Source organism: Terasakiella sediminum (assembly GCF_033100395.1).
Taxonomy (GTDB): Bacteria; Pseudomonadota; Alphaproteobacteria; order Rhodospirillales; family Terasakiellaceae; genus Terasakiella.
Genome location: NZ_JAWLVJ010000010.1, coordinates 43,283 through 57,878, shown reverse-complemented (window position 1 = coordinate 57,878; position 14,596 = coordinate 43,283). Strand labels below are relative to the sequence as shown.

Genomic DNA, 14,596 nt, shown 5'->3' with positions numbered 1-14,596 from the left:
AGAGATGGTACATCAAATAGATTTAATATACGGATTTGGCTGGCTGGGTTTTGGGTTGATCCATTCGTTGCTCGCCCGCGACGGGGTGAAATCACAGCTAAAACCCCTGTTGGGCACGGCCTATCGGCTGGCCTATAATATCTTTGCGGCCCTGCAGGTGATGGTTCTTTATGGAATTGGCTTGTGGCTTTATGGGGATATGGGTCCGTATTTGCTGGCAGGCTGGTTAAGTTCTTCGCTGACGGTCCTATATATTGCGGGCTGGATTTTGATGGTTCTGGCCTTGCGCGAATATGATCTGGGTCTGTTTAGCGGGCTGAAACAGGTGCGTACCAAAATGACGAATGATGAGGAACCTTTGCATTTCAAAGGGTTCCATCGTTTTGTGCGCCACCCGATATATTCAGCGGCCTTCCTGATCCTCTGGGGGCGGGTGCGTGATGAATTTTCTTTGATGACGGCTGTTTTTGCTTCCCTCTATCTTTGGATCGGATGTTTTTTTGAAGAACGCCAGTTGATTAGGCTGTATGGTGATCAATATAGATTTTATAAATCACAGGTTCCCGCCTTTATCCCCTATAAAGGCCGGGTTGATCTAGGGGAATGAGGGCACATGAGCGATTTTGACACCACCCAGCATTTTGATGACCAAAAGGCCGAAGCCTATGACCGTGTGATCCGCCAGGTCGTGCCAGGTTATGAGGTCTTGCATGAAATGATCAAGGTGGCACTGGATCATTACGTTCCAGCAACAGAAGCGAAGTTGCTGAGTGTCGGCTGTGGTACGGGTGTTGAAATGTTGACCATGGGTGAACATTTCCCTAACTGGCATTTCACCGGCGTGGAACCTGCCCCTGCCATGGCGGCGGTTGCGCAGGCCAATGTCGAGATCAATCAGATGTCCGAACGCGCCCATGTTTATGAAGGCTATGTTGAAGATCTGGCTGCGGACATGAAATTTGATGCTGCCACCCTTATTCTGGTTATGCATTTTGTCCCGGATGATGGCTCCAAAGAAGCTTTGCTGCGCTCCATCGCGGATCGTCTCAACCCCGGTGCTCCTCTGGTTCTGGCGGATTTGCATGCGGATGTGGAAGGTGCGCGTTTTAAACGCTTCCTTGATATCTGGCGGGATTGGCAACTCCACAACGGCATGCCCGAACATATCGTGGACCGCGGCTTTGAACATGTGGTGCGCGATATCCAGTTTGTGTCTGAGGACCGGGTTCTTGAACTGCTGCATAATGCCGGGTTCAAGACGGTGGAACCGTTTTACGGCGCTTTTTTGTTTGGCGGCTGGCTTGCGTGGAAAGAGTAGCTGTTTACGTACCGGGGACACTCAACTCAGGCATATAGCGATGATAAATCTCGCTGATCACGCCGTCTTTCTGGAGTGTGTCTAGCTCGTCACGCATGCGCTCTAAGATTATATCATCCGTATGGATGTTACAGGCAATGCCGCCGGGGGTGGAAAAAAGCGTGTAGGCTTTTGTGATATTCTCAATACCAGCGGCATCGGCCAGCTCCAGACCAGCCAGCTCGCCAGTTGCCCATAAATCAATCCGTCCACTTTGCAGTTTTCTCAAATTAAACTGGTCATTGGTGACGGTTTCCACAGCGATGTTTTTCTGCACAAGATAATCAGAAGCCGCATCACCCAGATATCCACCAATACGATAGTTCCGCACGTCATCCAGTGTGTTCAGGGTGACGGGGTTGTCTTTTCTGGAAAACAGGACGAGGGAAACTTCGGTAAAAGGGGTGACCCATTTAAACAATTTTTCCCGATCTTCTGTACGTCCAGTGGAAAAAAGGCAGGTATTTTTTCTGGAAAGTGTGGTTTCATAGCCTCGTTTCCACGGTACCAACTGAATTCTGGTCTTAAAACCTGTGCGCTTTAAGATATGATCGACAATATCTACTGCAATACCGCTTATTTTTCCGGTGGTTTTGTCTTGATAGCTATAAGGGGGGTAGCTTTCAGTGTAAAAAACAAGACCATCGGCATGGGCAGGGGTGTGCCAGAATAGAATGCAAAAACAAGCCAGTCTAAAAAACACACGCATCTGAACCCCCAAAATCATGTTTGGACTTTGAGTATTAGATGAGAAGTTCTTAATGTTTTTCAACTTATATTTTCTGGGGTTAATTATTCTTGTGGAAAGGGGGCCAGAGTCCTGTCCGTATGGGAATGACGGTTAGGTGAGAACAAAAACCGTCATCGCGCACCTGCTGCGCGGCAAGAGGTTGATATCATGCTTTTGCCCTGATGGCGCAACCCGTGCGCCATGACGATGAGAGGCCTCTTAATCGTCCTTCTTCACCAACCCGGCAAGCCCGGCGACCAGCAAGGTCGATAAAAACCAACCCATGGCGATATGGAACCATCGATATATGCGGGTGGCTAACCCCCATCCACTGGTATTCTTACCATCGGGCATCCAGTATTTCTCCTGATCCAGTTCGACAAAAGGTAGAAATGAATCAACGGAATAGATTAAGGGTATGAAAGTGGGGTAGGTTGGCATAATTTCTTCTAAAGTCTTTTTTCCCTTTGCCATTTCCATGGAAACTTTGGGGTTTGCCGGAACGATGTAATTGTTCTTGTGGGCTTGCAGGAAGATATTTTCCCCAAGGATAAAGATAAGTAAAATATAGGGAATCACATTCCAGGGCCGATAACCGAAGGCAATGAGGTATCGTGTGAAAAATAGCCAAACTCGATGAAGCCAGGTTACATTACCGTGTTTAAATAGCTGTTTTTGTTTTTCAACGAGGACATTACGGGCATCCCTGAGATGACCGTCTGTTTTTAGGACTTTGGCGAGTTGTTCATAAGGTTGCGGGAAATATTTTTCCTCTGGCATTTTCTGAAGCCAGGTAATTTGTTGCCTCCCGCTTGCTCGACGATGAAGGTGATTATATTCGAAGCCATCAAGGTGAATCTCTTTAAAACCTTGCCAGCTTTTTAGGTCATCTTGCAAGACATCGGAAAAAGCATGATTTAAGCTTATGCGGCTGGTGGAATCACATGTAACGGATTTGAAAACAAGCCGCTGGTTGGTGCGGGTATTTCTTAAGTTTAGATCACCGTTAATTTGAGCATCCCATATCTCAAGATCACCTTTAATAGTACCGTTAGTAATGTGTATATGGCCTTTACATGAAAGGTTGTTGCGTAAAAATAGGCTGCCATCTATCGAAATATTATCTGCTTCAATGCAATTTTTGTTGTCATCATTTAAGTTATAGGAAATTTCAGCGTTATCAATTTCAAGATTACTTGAGAGTGTAGCGCCAGGTAGTCGAATGATTCCAGAAGCTTTAAAACCATTGCGTAAAAAGATTGCGCCGCCAATGGTTAGTCCGTCGGCAAAAAGAGAGGTAATGTCGTCTACATTAGGTCCGCTTGAAATTATGGCACCGTCCAAGTCAAGATTTCCTTCAATTTTTGCATTTAATAATCGTATACAGCCATTGGATTTGAAGTTGTTTCGGAGAAAGGCATGTCCATGGATTGTCAAACCATCTGCAAATATACAATTACTGATTTTATTTTTATTCTTTAGATGTGAGCCGCTTAAATACAATCCATGCGAAATTATTGATCCAATTAAATTCAATTCTTTGAAGAAGGAACAGTTATCAAAAAATAGAGTTTTGTAGTGACCATGAATAAATTGGCATTGTTGTTCGAATGAGCAGTTATAAAAATATAGTGAATTGTTAATGTGACGTTGGTCAAAATCGAGTCGTTCTGTAAAGCGAAAGCCATCAATGCACAGACTTTTGGGGTGAAGATTCCAGTTTTGGTTATGTTGACTGGTGACAAGGGACGCGATTAGGCGGGCAGAAAGGATGGGTCTGTTTTTTTCTTCTTTGATGTGCGATCTTAGCGGTTTGCCTTTTCTTGCACATTCGATGAGCTTTTTGTCCCAATGGCTTAGTGCGGTGACCTCTTCTTCGGTCCAGATGTCTACCCAATCTTTTGTCATGGTTGTTTTTATCCCTTTATTTTCCCGTTTTGACTTTAGCCAAATCAGGGATTGGGGGGAAGGGGAGATTGTGGTTGGAGATTCCGGCCTTCTCTGGAATGACGGGTGGGGCAGAGTAGAGAACGTCATCCCGCACGAGTTGCGGGATCAGGGTGGGGGCCAGAGTCCGGCTTTTGCCCCTTATGGGGCAACTCGTGCGCCATGACGTGTTTCTTTGATGAGAGAAGCAATAAAAAACACCGCCTCCCATCAGGAAAGCGGTGTTTTTATTCAAGCTCTCAAACCAGCTTAATCGGTCAAATCTTCGAAGAAGTCTTTGACTTTGCTGAAGAAGCCCTGACTTTCGGGGCTGTGTTTTTCAACATTGCCGCCGCCGGCTGCTTCGAATTGTTTGAGGATGTCTTTTTGCTCAGCCGTCAGTTTAACCGGGGTTTCAACGGAAACTTCCACAAACATGTCGCCGCGCGCATCAGAACGCATAACGCTCATGCCCTTGCCACGCAGGCGGAACTGGTTGCCACTTTGGGTGCCTTCAGGGATTTTGATACGTGCACGTCCGCCATTCACCGTCGGGACCTCGATCTCACCGCCAAGGGCCGCTGTGGTCATGGGGATGGGAACGGCGCAGAAGATGTTGGCACCTTCACGCTGGAAGATACGGTGAGGGGCAACGGACAGGAAGATATAGAGATCTCCGCTTGGTGCACCACGTAAGCCTGCTTCGCCTTCACCCGTCAGGCGAATGCGTGTACCGTCTTCAACACCCGCTGGAACGGTGACAGACAAAGTCTTGGATTTACGTTCCCGACCTGTACCACCACAGGTACCGCACGGATCAGAAATAACCGAGCCTGCACCGTGACAGGTGGGACAGGTGCGTTCAATCGTAAAGAAACCTTGCTGTGCACGCACCTTGCCGCGGCCATGACAGCTGGGGCACATGGTCGGTGGTTTGCCATCTGCTGAACCCGTGCCGTCACAGGAGCCACAGTTGACCGAGGTGGGAACCTCGATCTTGGCTTTTTTACCGTTAAAGGCATCTTCAAGGCTGATTTCCATGTTGTAGCGCAGATCGGCACCGCGACCGGAAGCTTGACCCCGGCCTCCGCCGCCCATCATGTCGCCAAACATTTCTTCGAAAATATCGCCGAAACCTGAGAAACCGCCGCCGCCAAAGCCTGCGCCACCGCCACCTGGGCCGCCCTGTTCAAAGGCAGCATGGCCGTAACGGTCGTAGGCTGCGCGTTTTTCCGCATCCTTCAGGACTTCGTAAGCTTCGTTGATTTCTTTAAACTTGCTTTCTGCTTCGGCATTATCCGGATTGCGGTCCGGGTGATACTGCATGGCAAGCTTACGAAACGCACTTTTCAGCGCTTTCTCGTCAACCTCGCGATCAACGCCTAGTGTTTCGTAATAATCTTCTTTAGCCATTGGATGATCCTCTTATTCGACAAATGTCTTTCTGATAGAAAAGAGGCCCCGGATTGGGTCCGGGGCACAGCTTCACATCAGGAATTACTTGTCTTTTTTGTCCGGATCGACTTCTTCGAAGTCTGCATCCACAACGCCGTCATCCGCAGGGGCTTCGTCCGCTGCTGCACCCGCCGCCGGGCCTTCAGCGCCGCCTTCGGCTTCCTGCTGGGCTTTGTACATGGCTTCACCCAGTTTCATGGACGCATTCATCAATGTTTCGGTTTTCGCTTTCACGTCTTCCGGATCGATGTCGTCACCTTCCAAAGCAGATTTCAGGTCGTTGATCGCAGTTTCGATCTCGCCTTTGTCTTCCGCACTCAGAGAGTCACCATGTTCGGTGATGTTTTTCTCAGTTGTGTGGATGAGGCTTTCTGCCTGGTTGCGTGCTTCAGCAGCTTCCTTACGCTTGGCATCTTCTTCAGCGTGGCTTTCCGCGTCTTTAACCATCTGATCGATTTCAGAATCGTCCAGACCGCCGGAAGCTTTAATGGAGATTTGCTGTTCTTTGCCCGTTGCCTTGTCTTTCGCAGACACATTTACCAGACCGTTGGCATCAATATCGAAAGTAACTTCGATCTGTGGAACGCCGCGTGGTGCTGGTGGGACGCCAACCAGATCAAACTGACCGAGCATCTTGTTGTCAGCAGCCATTTCGCGCTCGCCCTGGAAGACGCGGATGGTTACAGCAGACTGGTTGTCTTCGGCAGTTGAGAAGACCTGTGACTTACGTGTCGGGATTGTTGTGTTACGGTCGATCAGGCGTGTGAATACGCCACCCAGTGTTTCGATACCCAGAGACAGTGGTGTTACGTCGAGCAGCAGAACGTCTTTTACGTCGCCTTTCAGAACACCGCCCTGGATCGCAGCACCCATGGCCACAACTTCATCAGGGTTAACGCCTTTGTTAGGCTCACGACCGAAGATTTCTTTAACTTTTTCAACAACTTTCGGCATACGGGTCATGCCGCCCACCAGGATAACGTCGTCGATTTCAGAAGCTTTCAGGCCCGCATCTTTCAGTGCGTCCTTACAAGGCTTAACGGTACGTTCAATCAGGTCAGAAACCAGGCTTTCCAGTTTCGCACGGCTCATTTTCACGTTGAGGTGTTTTGGGCCGGACTGGTCAGCTGTGATAAACGGCAGGTTTACTTCTGTTGCAGTGCTCGAGCTCAGCTCGATCTTGGCTTTCTCGCCAGCTTCTTTCAGACGTTGCAGAGCCATACGGTCGTTGCGCAGGTCGATGCCTTGTTCTTTCTGGAATTCTTCTGCCAGGTAATCAATGATCGCCATGTCGAAGTCTTCACCACCCAGGAACGTATCACCGTTTGTGGATTTCACTTCGAAAACGCCATCGCCGATTTCCAGGATGGATACGTCGAATGTACCACCACCAAGGTCATAAACAACGATTGTGCCGGATTCTTTTTTGTCCATGCCGTAAGCCAGAGCAGCGGCTGTTGGCTCGTTGATGATACGCAGAACGTCCAGACCAGCGATCTTACCCGCATCTTTTGTTGCCTGGCGCTGGCTGTCGTTGAAGTAAGCTGGAACGGTGATCACAGCTTGTGCAATTTCTTCACCCGCAAAGCTTTCTGCTGTTTCTTTCATCTTTTGCAGGATGAAGGCAGAGATTTGAGACGGGCTGTATTTCTCGCCATTGGCTTCTACCCACGCATCGCCATTGTCAGCTTTAACGATTTTATAAGGGACAAGGTCCTGGTCTTTTGCAGTCAGCGGATCGTCGAAACGGCGGCCGATCAGACGCTTGATTGCGAACAGGGTGTTTTCAGGGTTTGTAACTGCCTGACGTTTGGCAGGCTGGCCGGAAAGGCGCTCACCACCGTCTGTAAAGGCAACCATAGAAGGGGTTGTACGTGTGCCTTCTGCGTTTTCAATAACGCGGCTGTCGCCGCCGTCCATGATAGATACACAGGAGTTGGTTGTACCAAGGTCGATACCGATTACTTTGCTCATTTTACACTCTTAATGTTGCGGCGAATTTCCTGGCCTGCCCTCCATCAATGAGGCACAGGGAGATTAGAAATTCCCATGAGGGTTAAAAACTGGGCGTTATATAAGCCCATCGGCGCTGTGTTGCAAGCGTTGGGGGCATGATTCAATAAAGATATTAAGAAATTATGTATAAAAAAGTGGGGTTATTTCTGTGATTATAGAATGTCGGTGAGAGAATCTTTAATAAAATCAATGCTCTCTTTAACTAAAGGGGCATTTACATTGCTCGCATTCCACACCGCCTGATAACGGATGAAAAGCGGACCAGCAGGGCTAATCAGCGGCCGTAGCGATTCGCTGGTTAGCAGATGGGATTTGGGCAGAATACCACCTGCCAGCCCCAGGCCTGCCCAGTCATTTACCACCTGATAATTAAGCGCTTGGCCGGGATAAGGGTTAAGCGTGATGTTATGGGTGTCAAACAGATCAAAGATGACATCTGAAAGACCGCAGCCATTGGTCAGGATCAGCGGCTGATTATCCAGTTTTTCTATAGAAATCGGATCGGAAATCGGTGTGGGGGCGATGTCGGTCTGGGGCGGCAGGTAAAAAAGTGGTTCCTGATAGAGAAATTCAGTATTGCCGTAAGTTCTTTGATTTTGTTCCGGCTGAATAACAATATCGATGGTTTCGTCAAACAGGCGCTTTTCCATATCGTTCATAAAGCATTGTTTTAAAAATACATCCATCCATTTTCCACCCTCTTTTAAATCGCGCAGGCAGTTGGAAAAATGGGGATGGGAAATCACCGGTGATAGGCCGATACGCAGGATTTTGTTTTGGGGGTTGAAATAGGCAGTGGCTGATTGTTCCAGTTCTTCTTTCGCCTCAATCACCGACTGGGCCAACGGCAGCATGAACTGGCCAAAGGGTGTCAGTTCCACATGGCGGGTGGTGCGGCGAAACATCTTGCCGCCCAGTTCTTCTTCCAGCTGGGCAATCCCGTTGGACAGGGTCGGCTGGGTGACACAGCAATCTTTGGCTGCCGTCTTGAATGAACAGGTTTGAGCTAAGGACAATAGATAGCGCAACTGGTTGAGGTTCATGGCTGTCTCAATTAATAGATAAAAACTATAAATTATATTTTTAAAGAAAATTTCTTTTTTAATGGTGTCCCTTCTACAGTCGTTTTGCAAGCGAAAAGTGCTTGTTTTCAAAAACAGGAGATGTGGATGTTAAAACTTAAGAAAATGGTCGTTATGCTGTCGTTCGTCGCAGCCGCCCTGATCTTCACCCAAAGTCCGAGCCTTGCCAATTCAGACAGCCTTTACAATCGTTTAGGCGGATATGATGCGGTCTCTGCCGTCATTGATGACCTGATGGAACGGTTGATTTCAGACAAGCAACTGGGTCGGTTCTGGGCCAATCGTGGGGACGATGGGGTGATGCGTGAAAAGCAGTTGGTCAAAAGCTTTATTGCGTCAAAAGCAGGCGGGCCGCTCTTTTATCTCGGGCGTGAAAACAAACAGTCGCATCGCGGTATGAAAATTTCCGATGAGGACTGGAAAATCTTTATGGGTCATTTGGAGGCAACGCTGGTGAAATTTGCTCTGCCGCCACGTGAAAAGAACGATGTGGTCAGTTTCATCGAAAGCACCCGTAAAGACATTGTCAATGTGAAATAAACGACGGGGACGGCCACATTCGCAGGGGTCGTCCCGTTTTTTTTAGGGGAAGGGAAGATGGAATTATCTGTTTTACTGATCACAGGGATTGTTCTGGGCGTCGGCGTAATCGTTTTGGTGTCGGGGGAGTTGTCTATAACCAATGGCCTGTCCAAAGCCAGCCGTTATATTCTGGCAGGCTTTTTAAGCTTTGGCGTCATGGGGTTGACAGTGAAAGCGGTTGCGATTTTGCTGCTTCAAAGCAACCCGGTGTTGGCGCGTGCGGTGGATGCCAGTTCCATCGGTGTGTATGAAAAATCCACAGAAGGGCAGGGGCGCGGCCTGATCTATCCGGTGCGCAGTAAACACTGGAAAGCCTTACCAATGGAGGGTGATCAGCCTGATCTAAAGTTGGTTAATCTTGGCAAACGGCTGTTTTTTGATCAGAGATTATCTTCAACCAAAACAGTATCTTGCGCATCGTGTCATATCATCGGTCTGGGTGGGGATGATAATGCAGCCGTTTCCAGTGGAATCAACGGAAAAAAAGGGACGCGCAATGCCCCGACTGTGCTGAATGCAGCCTTTCTCAATCGATTGTTCTGGGATGGACGGGCGCGGTCTCTGGAAGATCAGGCCATTGGTCCGTTCTTAAACCCGATTGAAATGGCGATGCCGTCTGAAGAAGCGGTGGTCGAAGCTGTTTCCAAAGACCCGATTTATGCGTCTTTATATGAAAAGTCCCTTGGACTGCCGATCACAATTGATGGCTTACTAAGTGCCATTGCGGCATTTGAAAAGACATTGGTCGTACAGGACTCGCCCTATGACCGTTTTGTGCGTGGGGATGAAACGGCGATGACGCCACAGCAGTTGAAAGGCATGGTTTTGTTTGATGAAATTGGCTGTCGAAATTGCCATATGGACCCTTATTTTTCGGTGGCTGGGATTGAAAAGAAAAGCCCGTTTCGAAGTTTCCCGGTTTTTAAAGGGTCTGATTATATTTCCAAATATGATCTGGATGCGGATAAAGGCCTGCGTGACCAAGGGGTCTGGCGGGTGCCGTCCCTTCGCAATATCGCTGAAACCGCACCCTATTTCCATAATGGGTCGGTCACCAGCCTGGAAGACGCGGTGAAAGTGATGGCGAGTGCGCAATTGGGTTTAACCATTAGTGACCAGGCACGTGATGATTTGACCATTTTGTATGATCTGGACGGACGGGTGACCGTTAAGAAAGGCCGTAGTCTTAACACAGAGGAAATATCCGCATTGGTTGCTTTTCTGAAAAGTTTAAGTGGTACACTGCCTATGGTGGAAAACCCCTGGCGCTGAGATTATCTTGTTGTTTTGTATTAAGAAAATCTGCCTAAGGGCAAATACGCATATACTTCTGCACCCTTTACTTTAGGTAGGGCTAGGTCTTTTATTGTTGAAAGTGATCGAATTTCGTTTGGAGGGGGACTTGAAACGAATAGGGCTCATTTTCATTTTCTCGCTGATGTTCTGCACATCAGGTGCCAGAGCAGACTATAATGCCATATCTGCCCTGACCAACGAACTCACCCATCATATCGTTACTGTCATGCGCGAAATGCGCGAAAATGGTGCACGGGTGGAAGTTTATTGTGAGGACTGTTCCCACAAAATGTTAACTCGTCATACCTATCAGCGTGCCTTTGATATTGACCATGAATTGTCCTTGTTTTTGAAAATGCATGGGATTAACGCAGAAGATGTCAGTCTGCTGCAGTATAAAATGTACAATCAGGATGATCTGGAAGCGGTTTTGCGTCTGATCGACAACAAGCTTGAAATGGTTCTGACTGCCAATGAGATTGATGTTGTTCACAATGATTCCTATGAGGATCGCAAATTGCCACGGGATCACTATGCGGTGCTGGATCGGATTGAAAATTTTCTGTTGTCCATCGGGACACCTTCGATTCAGCCCAAAACGGTTTTCCGTCGCGCCAAAACCATCCGTAAAATTATCAAAAGCCTGTGTATCGGAGAGGTTTGTCCGGCCACCCAACCGTCCCCGATTGATCTGGTGACCCCGAAAATGCCCATCCATGTCTATCGTGAGGTCAATCGCCTGGCGGTTTTGCTGAAACGTTATACGGATGGCAATGGCATTCAGATTGAAGGCGGCGTCAGCGTGCCGGCCATTTCCCGCGAGATTGTCACCCCGCGTATTGTGAATAAGGTCAGCGGCGTTTTATTGGCGGACCTGATTGAAATCAGACATCAGATTGGCGGATTTGGAGATCTGGAACTTCCGCAGGAAACCGGAGAATTAACCCCCACACATGTTTGGCGGGAATTTAACCATGCCCGACGTTATCTGGAAGAATTGCTTTATTAGGTCGAGGTCGTAAACTTATAAAATTGATTTTATGAGCTTACGGTCTAACTTTCGCTTTCACAAACCCGGTTGCGCCCTTGTGATTTGGCGGCATAAAGGGCGATATCGGCGCGTTTTAACAGATCATCCGGGTTGGTGTCACCGTCTTTGAGTTCGGTCACCCCAAAGCTGGAGGTAAATTCACATAGTGTTTCATCATCAATCTTGAAACTGTGATTTTCAGCCGCCTGTCGGATGCGCTGGGCGATCTGCCAGGCGCCGGTAATGTCGGTCATGGGCAGGATAATCGCAAATTCTTCCCCGCCGATGCGCCCGATGACATCGGTGTCACGTAAACTGTCGATACAAAGCTTGGTCATCACCCGGATGGCTTCATCGCCTACTGCATGTCCATGGGTATCATTGATATTTTTAAAATGATCAATATCCAGCATGATCAGAGACAACGGGTTTTCATAGCGTTTGGCGCGTTTTATCTCGCGTTCGCATAGATCAATGAAATGACGACGGTTGTTAACCCCGGTCAAAACGTCGGTGGAGGCCAGCTCGCGCAGTTCTTTTTCCAGTCGTTTTTGTTCCGTAACATCCGTTGAAATCCCAAGCAAAGCATAGGAATTTCCAAGGTCATTGATGAGCGGCACCTTGACTGACCAGAAATAGCGTTTTTTCTTGGTGCGGAAGTGGCGGGATTTCTCAATGCTGGAGCTGTTTTCCTTGTAGTTAAAGACCTGATTGTCGGACTTGTGGAACCGTTCTGCGATTTTTTCACCAAAGATTTCCGTATCGGATTTACCAATGATGTCGTCTTTGTCCATGCCCAGATATTCACACATGTCTGCATTGACATAGGTGTAATGGTAATTCACATCCTTGATGTAAACGTGGGCCTTCAGGTTATCCAGGATGGTGGTGAGCTGGCTTTCCTTGCGGCGCAGTTCTTCTTCCAGGCGTTTTTGTTCGGTCACATCGGTTGAAATCCCCAACAGGGAATGAACTTCGCCTTCTGATGTCATCAGCGGAACTTTGACCGACCAATAAAAACGTTTCTCTTTGGTGTCAGGTTCAATGGACATTTCCAGTCCATCGACTTTACGTTTGGTTTCGAAGACTTTCTGGTCAGTTGCGCGGAAACCAATGGCGGTTTCCAGTTCAAACAGATCGTAGTCATCCTTGCCGATGATATTGACCCGATCTATGCCCAGAAGGTTACAAAGCTCTTCGTTGGCATAGGTGTATTTCAGGTCGGCATCCTTGATATAAACCCGGGCCTTCATGTTATCGAGGATGGAATTGAGCTTTTCTTCACTTTCGCGAAGGGCGCGTTCCAGGCGTTGCTGTTCGGAAATATCGACCGACATGCCCAGCAGTTCTTCCACCTGGTCATCTTCGTCCATAATCGGGCATTTGACCGATAAGTAACTGCGCTCAATACCATATTCGTCAATGCCGGCATTTTCCAGGGCGCGGATGGTGCGCCCTGTACTGAAGACCTGGTCATCATTACGGGTAAAGACTTTGGCAGCCTGCTTTTCAAACAGGTCATAGTCTGATTTGCCAATAATGTCTTCCACCGGGCGGGCATGCAGCATGGCCAGCATTTTGTTGGCGTAAGTATAAAGCCCGTCACGGTTTTTGGAAAAAACATACGCCGGGATATTATCCAGAATACTGTGCAGGCGCTTGTCGCTATGTTGCTGTTTGCGCTCCAGTAATTTTTGTTCGGTGATATCCAGCTGGACCCAGACACAGTGAGTGAGGCTGCCCATTTCGTTGATGACTGGGGAAACAGTCGTGCGACACCAGACAGGGTCACCGGACAGCGTTTTGGTTTTTAGTTCCCCGCGCCAACGTGTACCTTCTTTGATTGCGGCCCAAATCTCGTTCAGTTTGTCATCGACGCCATTTTCCGCATAGAGGAAATCAATGTCTTTGCCTTTTGCCGCTTCTAGATCATGACCCAACACATCAGAAAAGGCCGGATTGACATATTCAATCACGCCATGTTCGTCCGTTACGGTGATCAGGGCATCTGCATTTTCTACGGCAGCTGCAAAGACCCCGGCTATTGAGTCAAATTCTGTCGAAAGCGACACGCTTTGCTATTCCTAATTCGATATGCGAAACATATATTTATATTTTGGGCGAGATCATCTACCTCTTGCCCTTTAAATGCAAGTTTTTCTCAGTCACATTATTGTAATTATATGATTATTTCTGCCTCTTATAAAACAGATATTCCTGCTTTTTACACGCCCTGGTTTGTAAACAGGCTTGCGGCAGGGTTTTGTAAGATGGTGAACCCTTATAACCAGCAGGTTTATGATATTTCCCTAAAGAAAGAAGACGTCCAGGCCTTTGTCTTCTGGAGCCGCAATTATCAACCGTTTCTGGATGCAGATGTTCTGGAAAATCTGGAAAAACCCTTTGTCTGCCATCTCAGCGTTCTGGACTACCCGCGCATCCTGGATCAATCCACCATTTCGAAAGAAAAAGCGGTGGCCCAGCTGAGAGAGATTAGCAAGCGCTTTGGCAAAAAGTCAGCCGTCTGGCGCTATGATCCCATTGTCATCAGTGCTGATACACCAATTGACTGGCACCTGAATACCTTTGGCGAAATCGTGGCCGATCTGGACGGGGTGGTGGATGAGGTGATGGTGTCCTTTGTCCAGTTTTACCGAAAAACCCAGCGAAACTTGCAGGCAAAAGAAGTCAGGACATTGGATCCAGGTCCAGCGGAAAAGCAGGAAATATTGTTGAAATTACATGCGCTGGCGGCCCAACATGGCATTCAACTGACCCTGTGTGCTCAGCCTGACCTGTTATGTGGTTCGATCAAACCCAGTGCCTGCATCGATGTCACCCGTCTGGAAGAAATTGCAGGTCACAGTCTGGTGGTGCCTAAAAAACCCCATCGCAAGGAATGTGGCTGCGCGTCATCCAAAGATATTGGAGAATATAACACCTGCCCCCATGGCTGCCTTTACTGTTATGCGGTGGAACATCGAGATCTTGCGAAATCACGCTATCAAAACCATGACCCTGACAGCGCTTTTTTGTTTGAGACAGAAGGGGTTAAAGCGCGAACTGAAAGCCAGGGAAATCTATTTTAGATGGATTCAAAAAAATGTCATATGTTTGTCACC

12 protein-coding genes are annotated in these 14,596 nt (G+C 48.0%); 6 read left to right on the top strand and 6 right to left on the bottom strand.

Annotated elements, in window-relative coordinates; genetic code table 11:
* Positions 1-4 precede the first annotated feature (4 nt).
* Together RYZ26_RS09545 and RYZ26_RS09540 are read left to right on the top strand one after the other, a co-directional pair.
* Positions 5-607, top strand: a complete 603-nt coding sequence (locus RYZ26_RS09545) for a methyltransferase family protein (RefSeq protein WP_317682970.1) — start codon at positions 5-7, stop codon at positions 605-607.
* 6 nt (positions 608-613) lie between these two features.
* On the top strand, positions 614-1,318 hold the full coding sequence (locus tag RYZ26_RS09540) for a methyltransferase domain-containing protein (protein ID WP_317682969.1): 705 nt from the start codon (positions 614-616) through the stop codon (positions 1,316-1,318).
* A gap of 4 nt (positions 1,319-1,322) precedes the next feature.
* On the opposite strand, the gene RYZ26_RS09535 is transcribed toward RYZ26_RS09540, so the two are convergent.
* The 5 genes from RYZ26_RS09535 to RYZ26_RS09515 form a co-directional block, all read right to left on the bottom strand.
* Entirely contained in the window at positions 1,323-2,066 is a 744-nt protein-coding gene (locus RYZ26_RS09535) for a substrate-binding periplasmic protein (protein ID WP_317682968.1), read from the bottom strand.
* 240 nt (positions 2,067-2,306) lie between these two features.
* Entirely contained in the window at positions 2,307-3,995 is a 1,689-nt protein-coding gene (locus tag RYZ26_RS09530) for a hypothetical protein (RefSeq protein ID WP_317682967.1), read from the bottom strand.
* Positions 3,996-4,283: 288 nt separating this feature from the next.
* Positions 4,284-5,426, bottom strand: a complete 1,143-nt coding sequence (gene dnaJ / locus RYZ26_RS09525) for a molecular chaperone DnaJ (RefSeq protein ID WP_317682966.1) — start codon at positions 5,424-5,426, stop codon at positions 4,284-4,286.
* Between the two features lie 84 nt (positions 5,427-5,510).
* Positions 5,511-7,442 carry a molecular chaperone DnaK gene (dnaK, locus tag RYZ26_RS09520; protein WP_317682965.1) on the bottom strand — a complete coding sequence of 644 codons (1,932 nt, stop codon included), beginning with the start codon at positions 7,440-7,442 and terminating at the stop codon, positions 5,511-5,513.
* Between the two features lie 194 nt (positions 7,443-7,636).
* Positions 7,637-8,527 (bottom strand): LysR family transcriptional regulator, encoded by an 891-nt coding sequence (locus RYZ26_RS09515; protein WP_317682964.1) that lies wholly within the window; start codon positions 8,525-8,527, stop codon positions 7,637-7,639.
* A 126-nt stretch (positions 8,528-8,653) separates the two neighbouring features.
* On the opposite strand from RYZ26_RS09515, the gene RYZ26_RS09510 reads away from it, so the two are divergent.
* The 3 genes from RYZ26_RS09510 (at position 8,654) to RYZ26_RS09500 (ending at position 11,453) form a co-directional block, all read left to right on the top strand.
* A complete protein-coding gene (locus tag RYZ26_RS09510) occupies positions 8,654-9,106 on the top strand; it encodes a group I truncated hemoglobin (protein WP_317682963.1) in 453 nt (150 codons plus the stop codon).
* A 57-nt stretch (positions 9,107-9,163) separates the two neighbouring features.
* Positions 9,164-10,420 (top strand): cytochrome-c peroxidase, encoded by a 1,257-nt coding sequence (locus RYZ26_RS09505; RefSeq protein WP_317682962.1) that lies wholly within the window; start codon positions 9,164-9,166, stop codon positions 10,418-10,420.
* Positions 10,421-10,550: 130 nt separating this feature from the next.
* On the top strand, positions 10,551-11,453 hold the full coding sequence (locus tag RYZ26_RS09500; RefSeq protein ID WP_317682961.1) for a hypothetical protein: 903 nt from the start codon (positions 10,551-10,553) through the stop codon (positions 11,451-11,453).
* 44 nt (positions 11,454-11,497) lie between these two features.
* Here the strand turns inward: RYZ26_RS09500 and RYZ26_RS09495 are convergent, their stop codons facing one another.
* A complete protein-coding gene (locus tag RYZ26_RS09495; protein ID WP_317682960.1) occupies positions 11,498-13,546 on the bottom strand; it encodes a sensor domain-containing diguanylate cyclase in 2,049 nt (682 codons plus the stop codon).
* A 111-nt stretch (positions 13,547-13,657) separates the two neighbouring features.
* Between RYZ26_RS09495 and RYZ26_RS09490 the strand changes: the two genes are divergently transcribed.
* Positions 13,658-14,563 (top strand): DUF1848 domain-containing protein, encoded by a 906-nt coding sequence (locus RYZ26_RS09490; protein WP_317682959.1) that lies wholly within the window; start codon positions 13,658-13,660, stop codon positions 14,561-14,563.
* Positions 14,564-14,596: the final 33 nt, after the last annotated feature.

What these genes read in the sequence shown, in the direction of transcription:
- RYZ26_RS09510 (WP_317682963.1), top strand. Translation starts at nt 8,654, where the DNA reads ATGTTAAAACTTAAGAAAATGGTCGTTATGCTGTCGTTCGTCGCAGCC.
- RYZ26_RS09540 (WP_317682969.1), top strand. Translation starts at nt 614, where the DNA reads ATGAGCGATTTTGACACCACCCAGCATTTTGATGACCAAAAGGCCGAA.
- RYZ26_RS09530 (WP_317682967.1), bottom strand. Translation starts at nt 3,995, where the DNA reads ATGACAAAAGATTGGGTAGACATCTGGACCGAAGAAGAGGTCACCGCA.
- RYZ26_RS09545 (WP_317682970.1), top strand. Translation starts at nt 5, where the DNA reads ATGGTACATCAAATAGATTTAATATACGGATTTGGCTGGCTGGGTTTT.
- dnaK (WP_317682965.1), bottom strand. Translation starts at nt 7,442, where the DNA reads ATGAGCAAAGTAATCGGTATCGACCTTGGTACAACCAACTCCTGTGTA.
- RYZ26_RS09515 (WP_317682964.1), bottom strand. Translation starts at nt 8,527, where the DNA reads ATGAACCTCAACCAGTTGCGCTATCTATTGTCCTTAGCTCAAACCTGT.
- RYZ26_RS09535 (WP_317682968.1), bottom strand. Translation starts at nt 2,066, where the DNA reads ATGCGTGTGTTTTTTAGACTGGCTTGTTTTTGCATTCTATTCTGGCAC.
- dnaJ (WP_317682966.1), bottom strand. Translation starts at nt 5,426, where the DNA reads ATGGCTAAAGAAGATTATTACGAAACACTAGGCGTTGATCGCGAGGTT.
- RYZ26_RS09505 (WP_317682962.1), top strand. Translation starts at nt 9,164, where the DNA reads ATGGAATTATCTGTTTTACTGATCACAGGGATTGTTCTGGGCGTCGGC.
- RYZ26_RS09490 (WP_317682959.1), top strand. Translation starts at nt 13,658, where the DNA reads ATGATTATTTCTGCCTCTTATAAAACAGATATTCCTGCTTTTTACACG.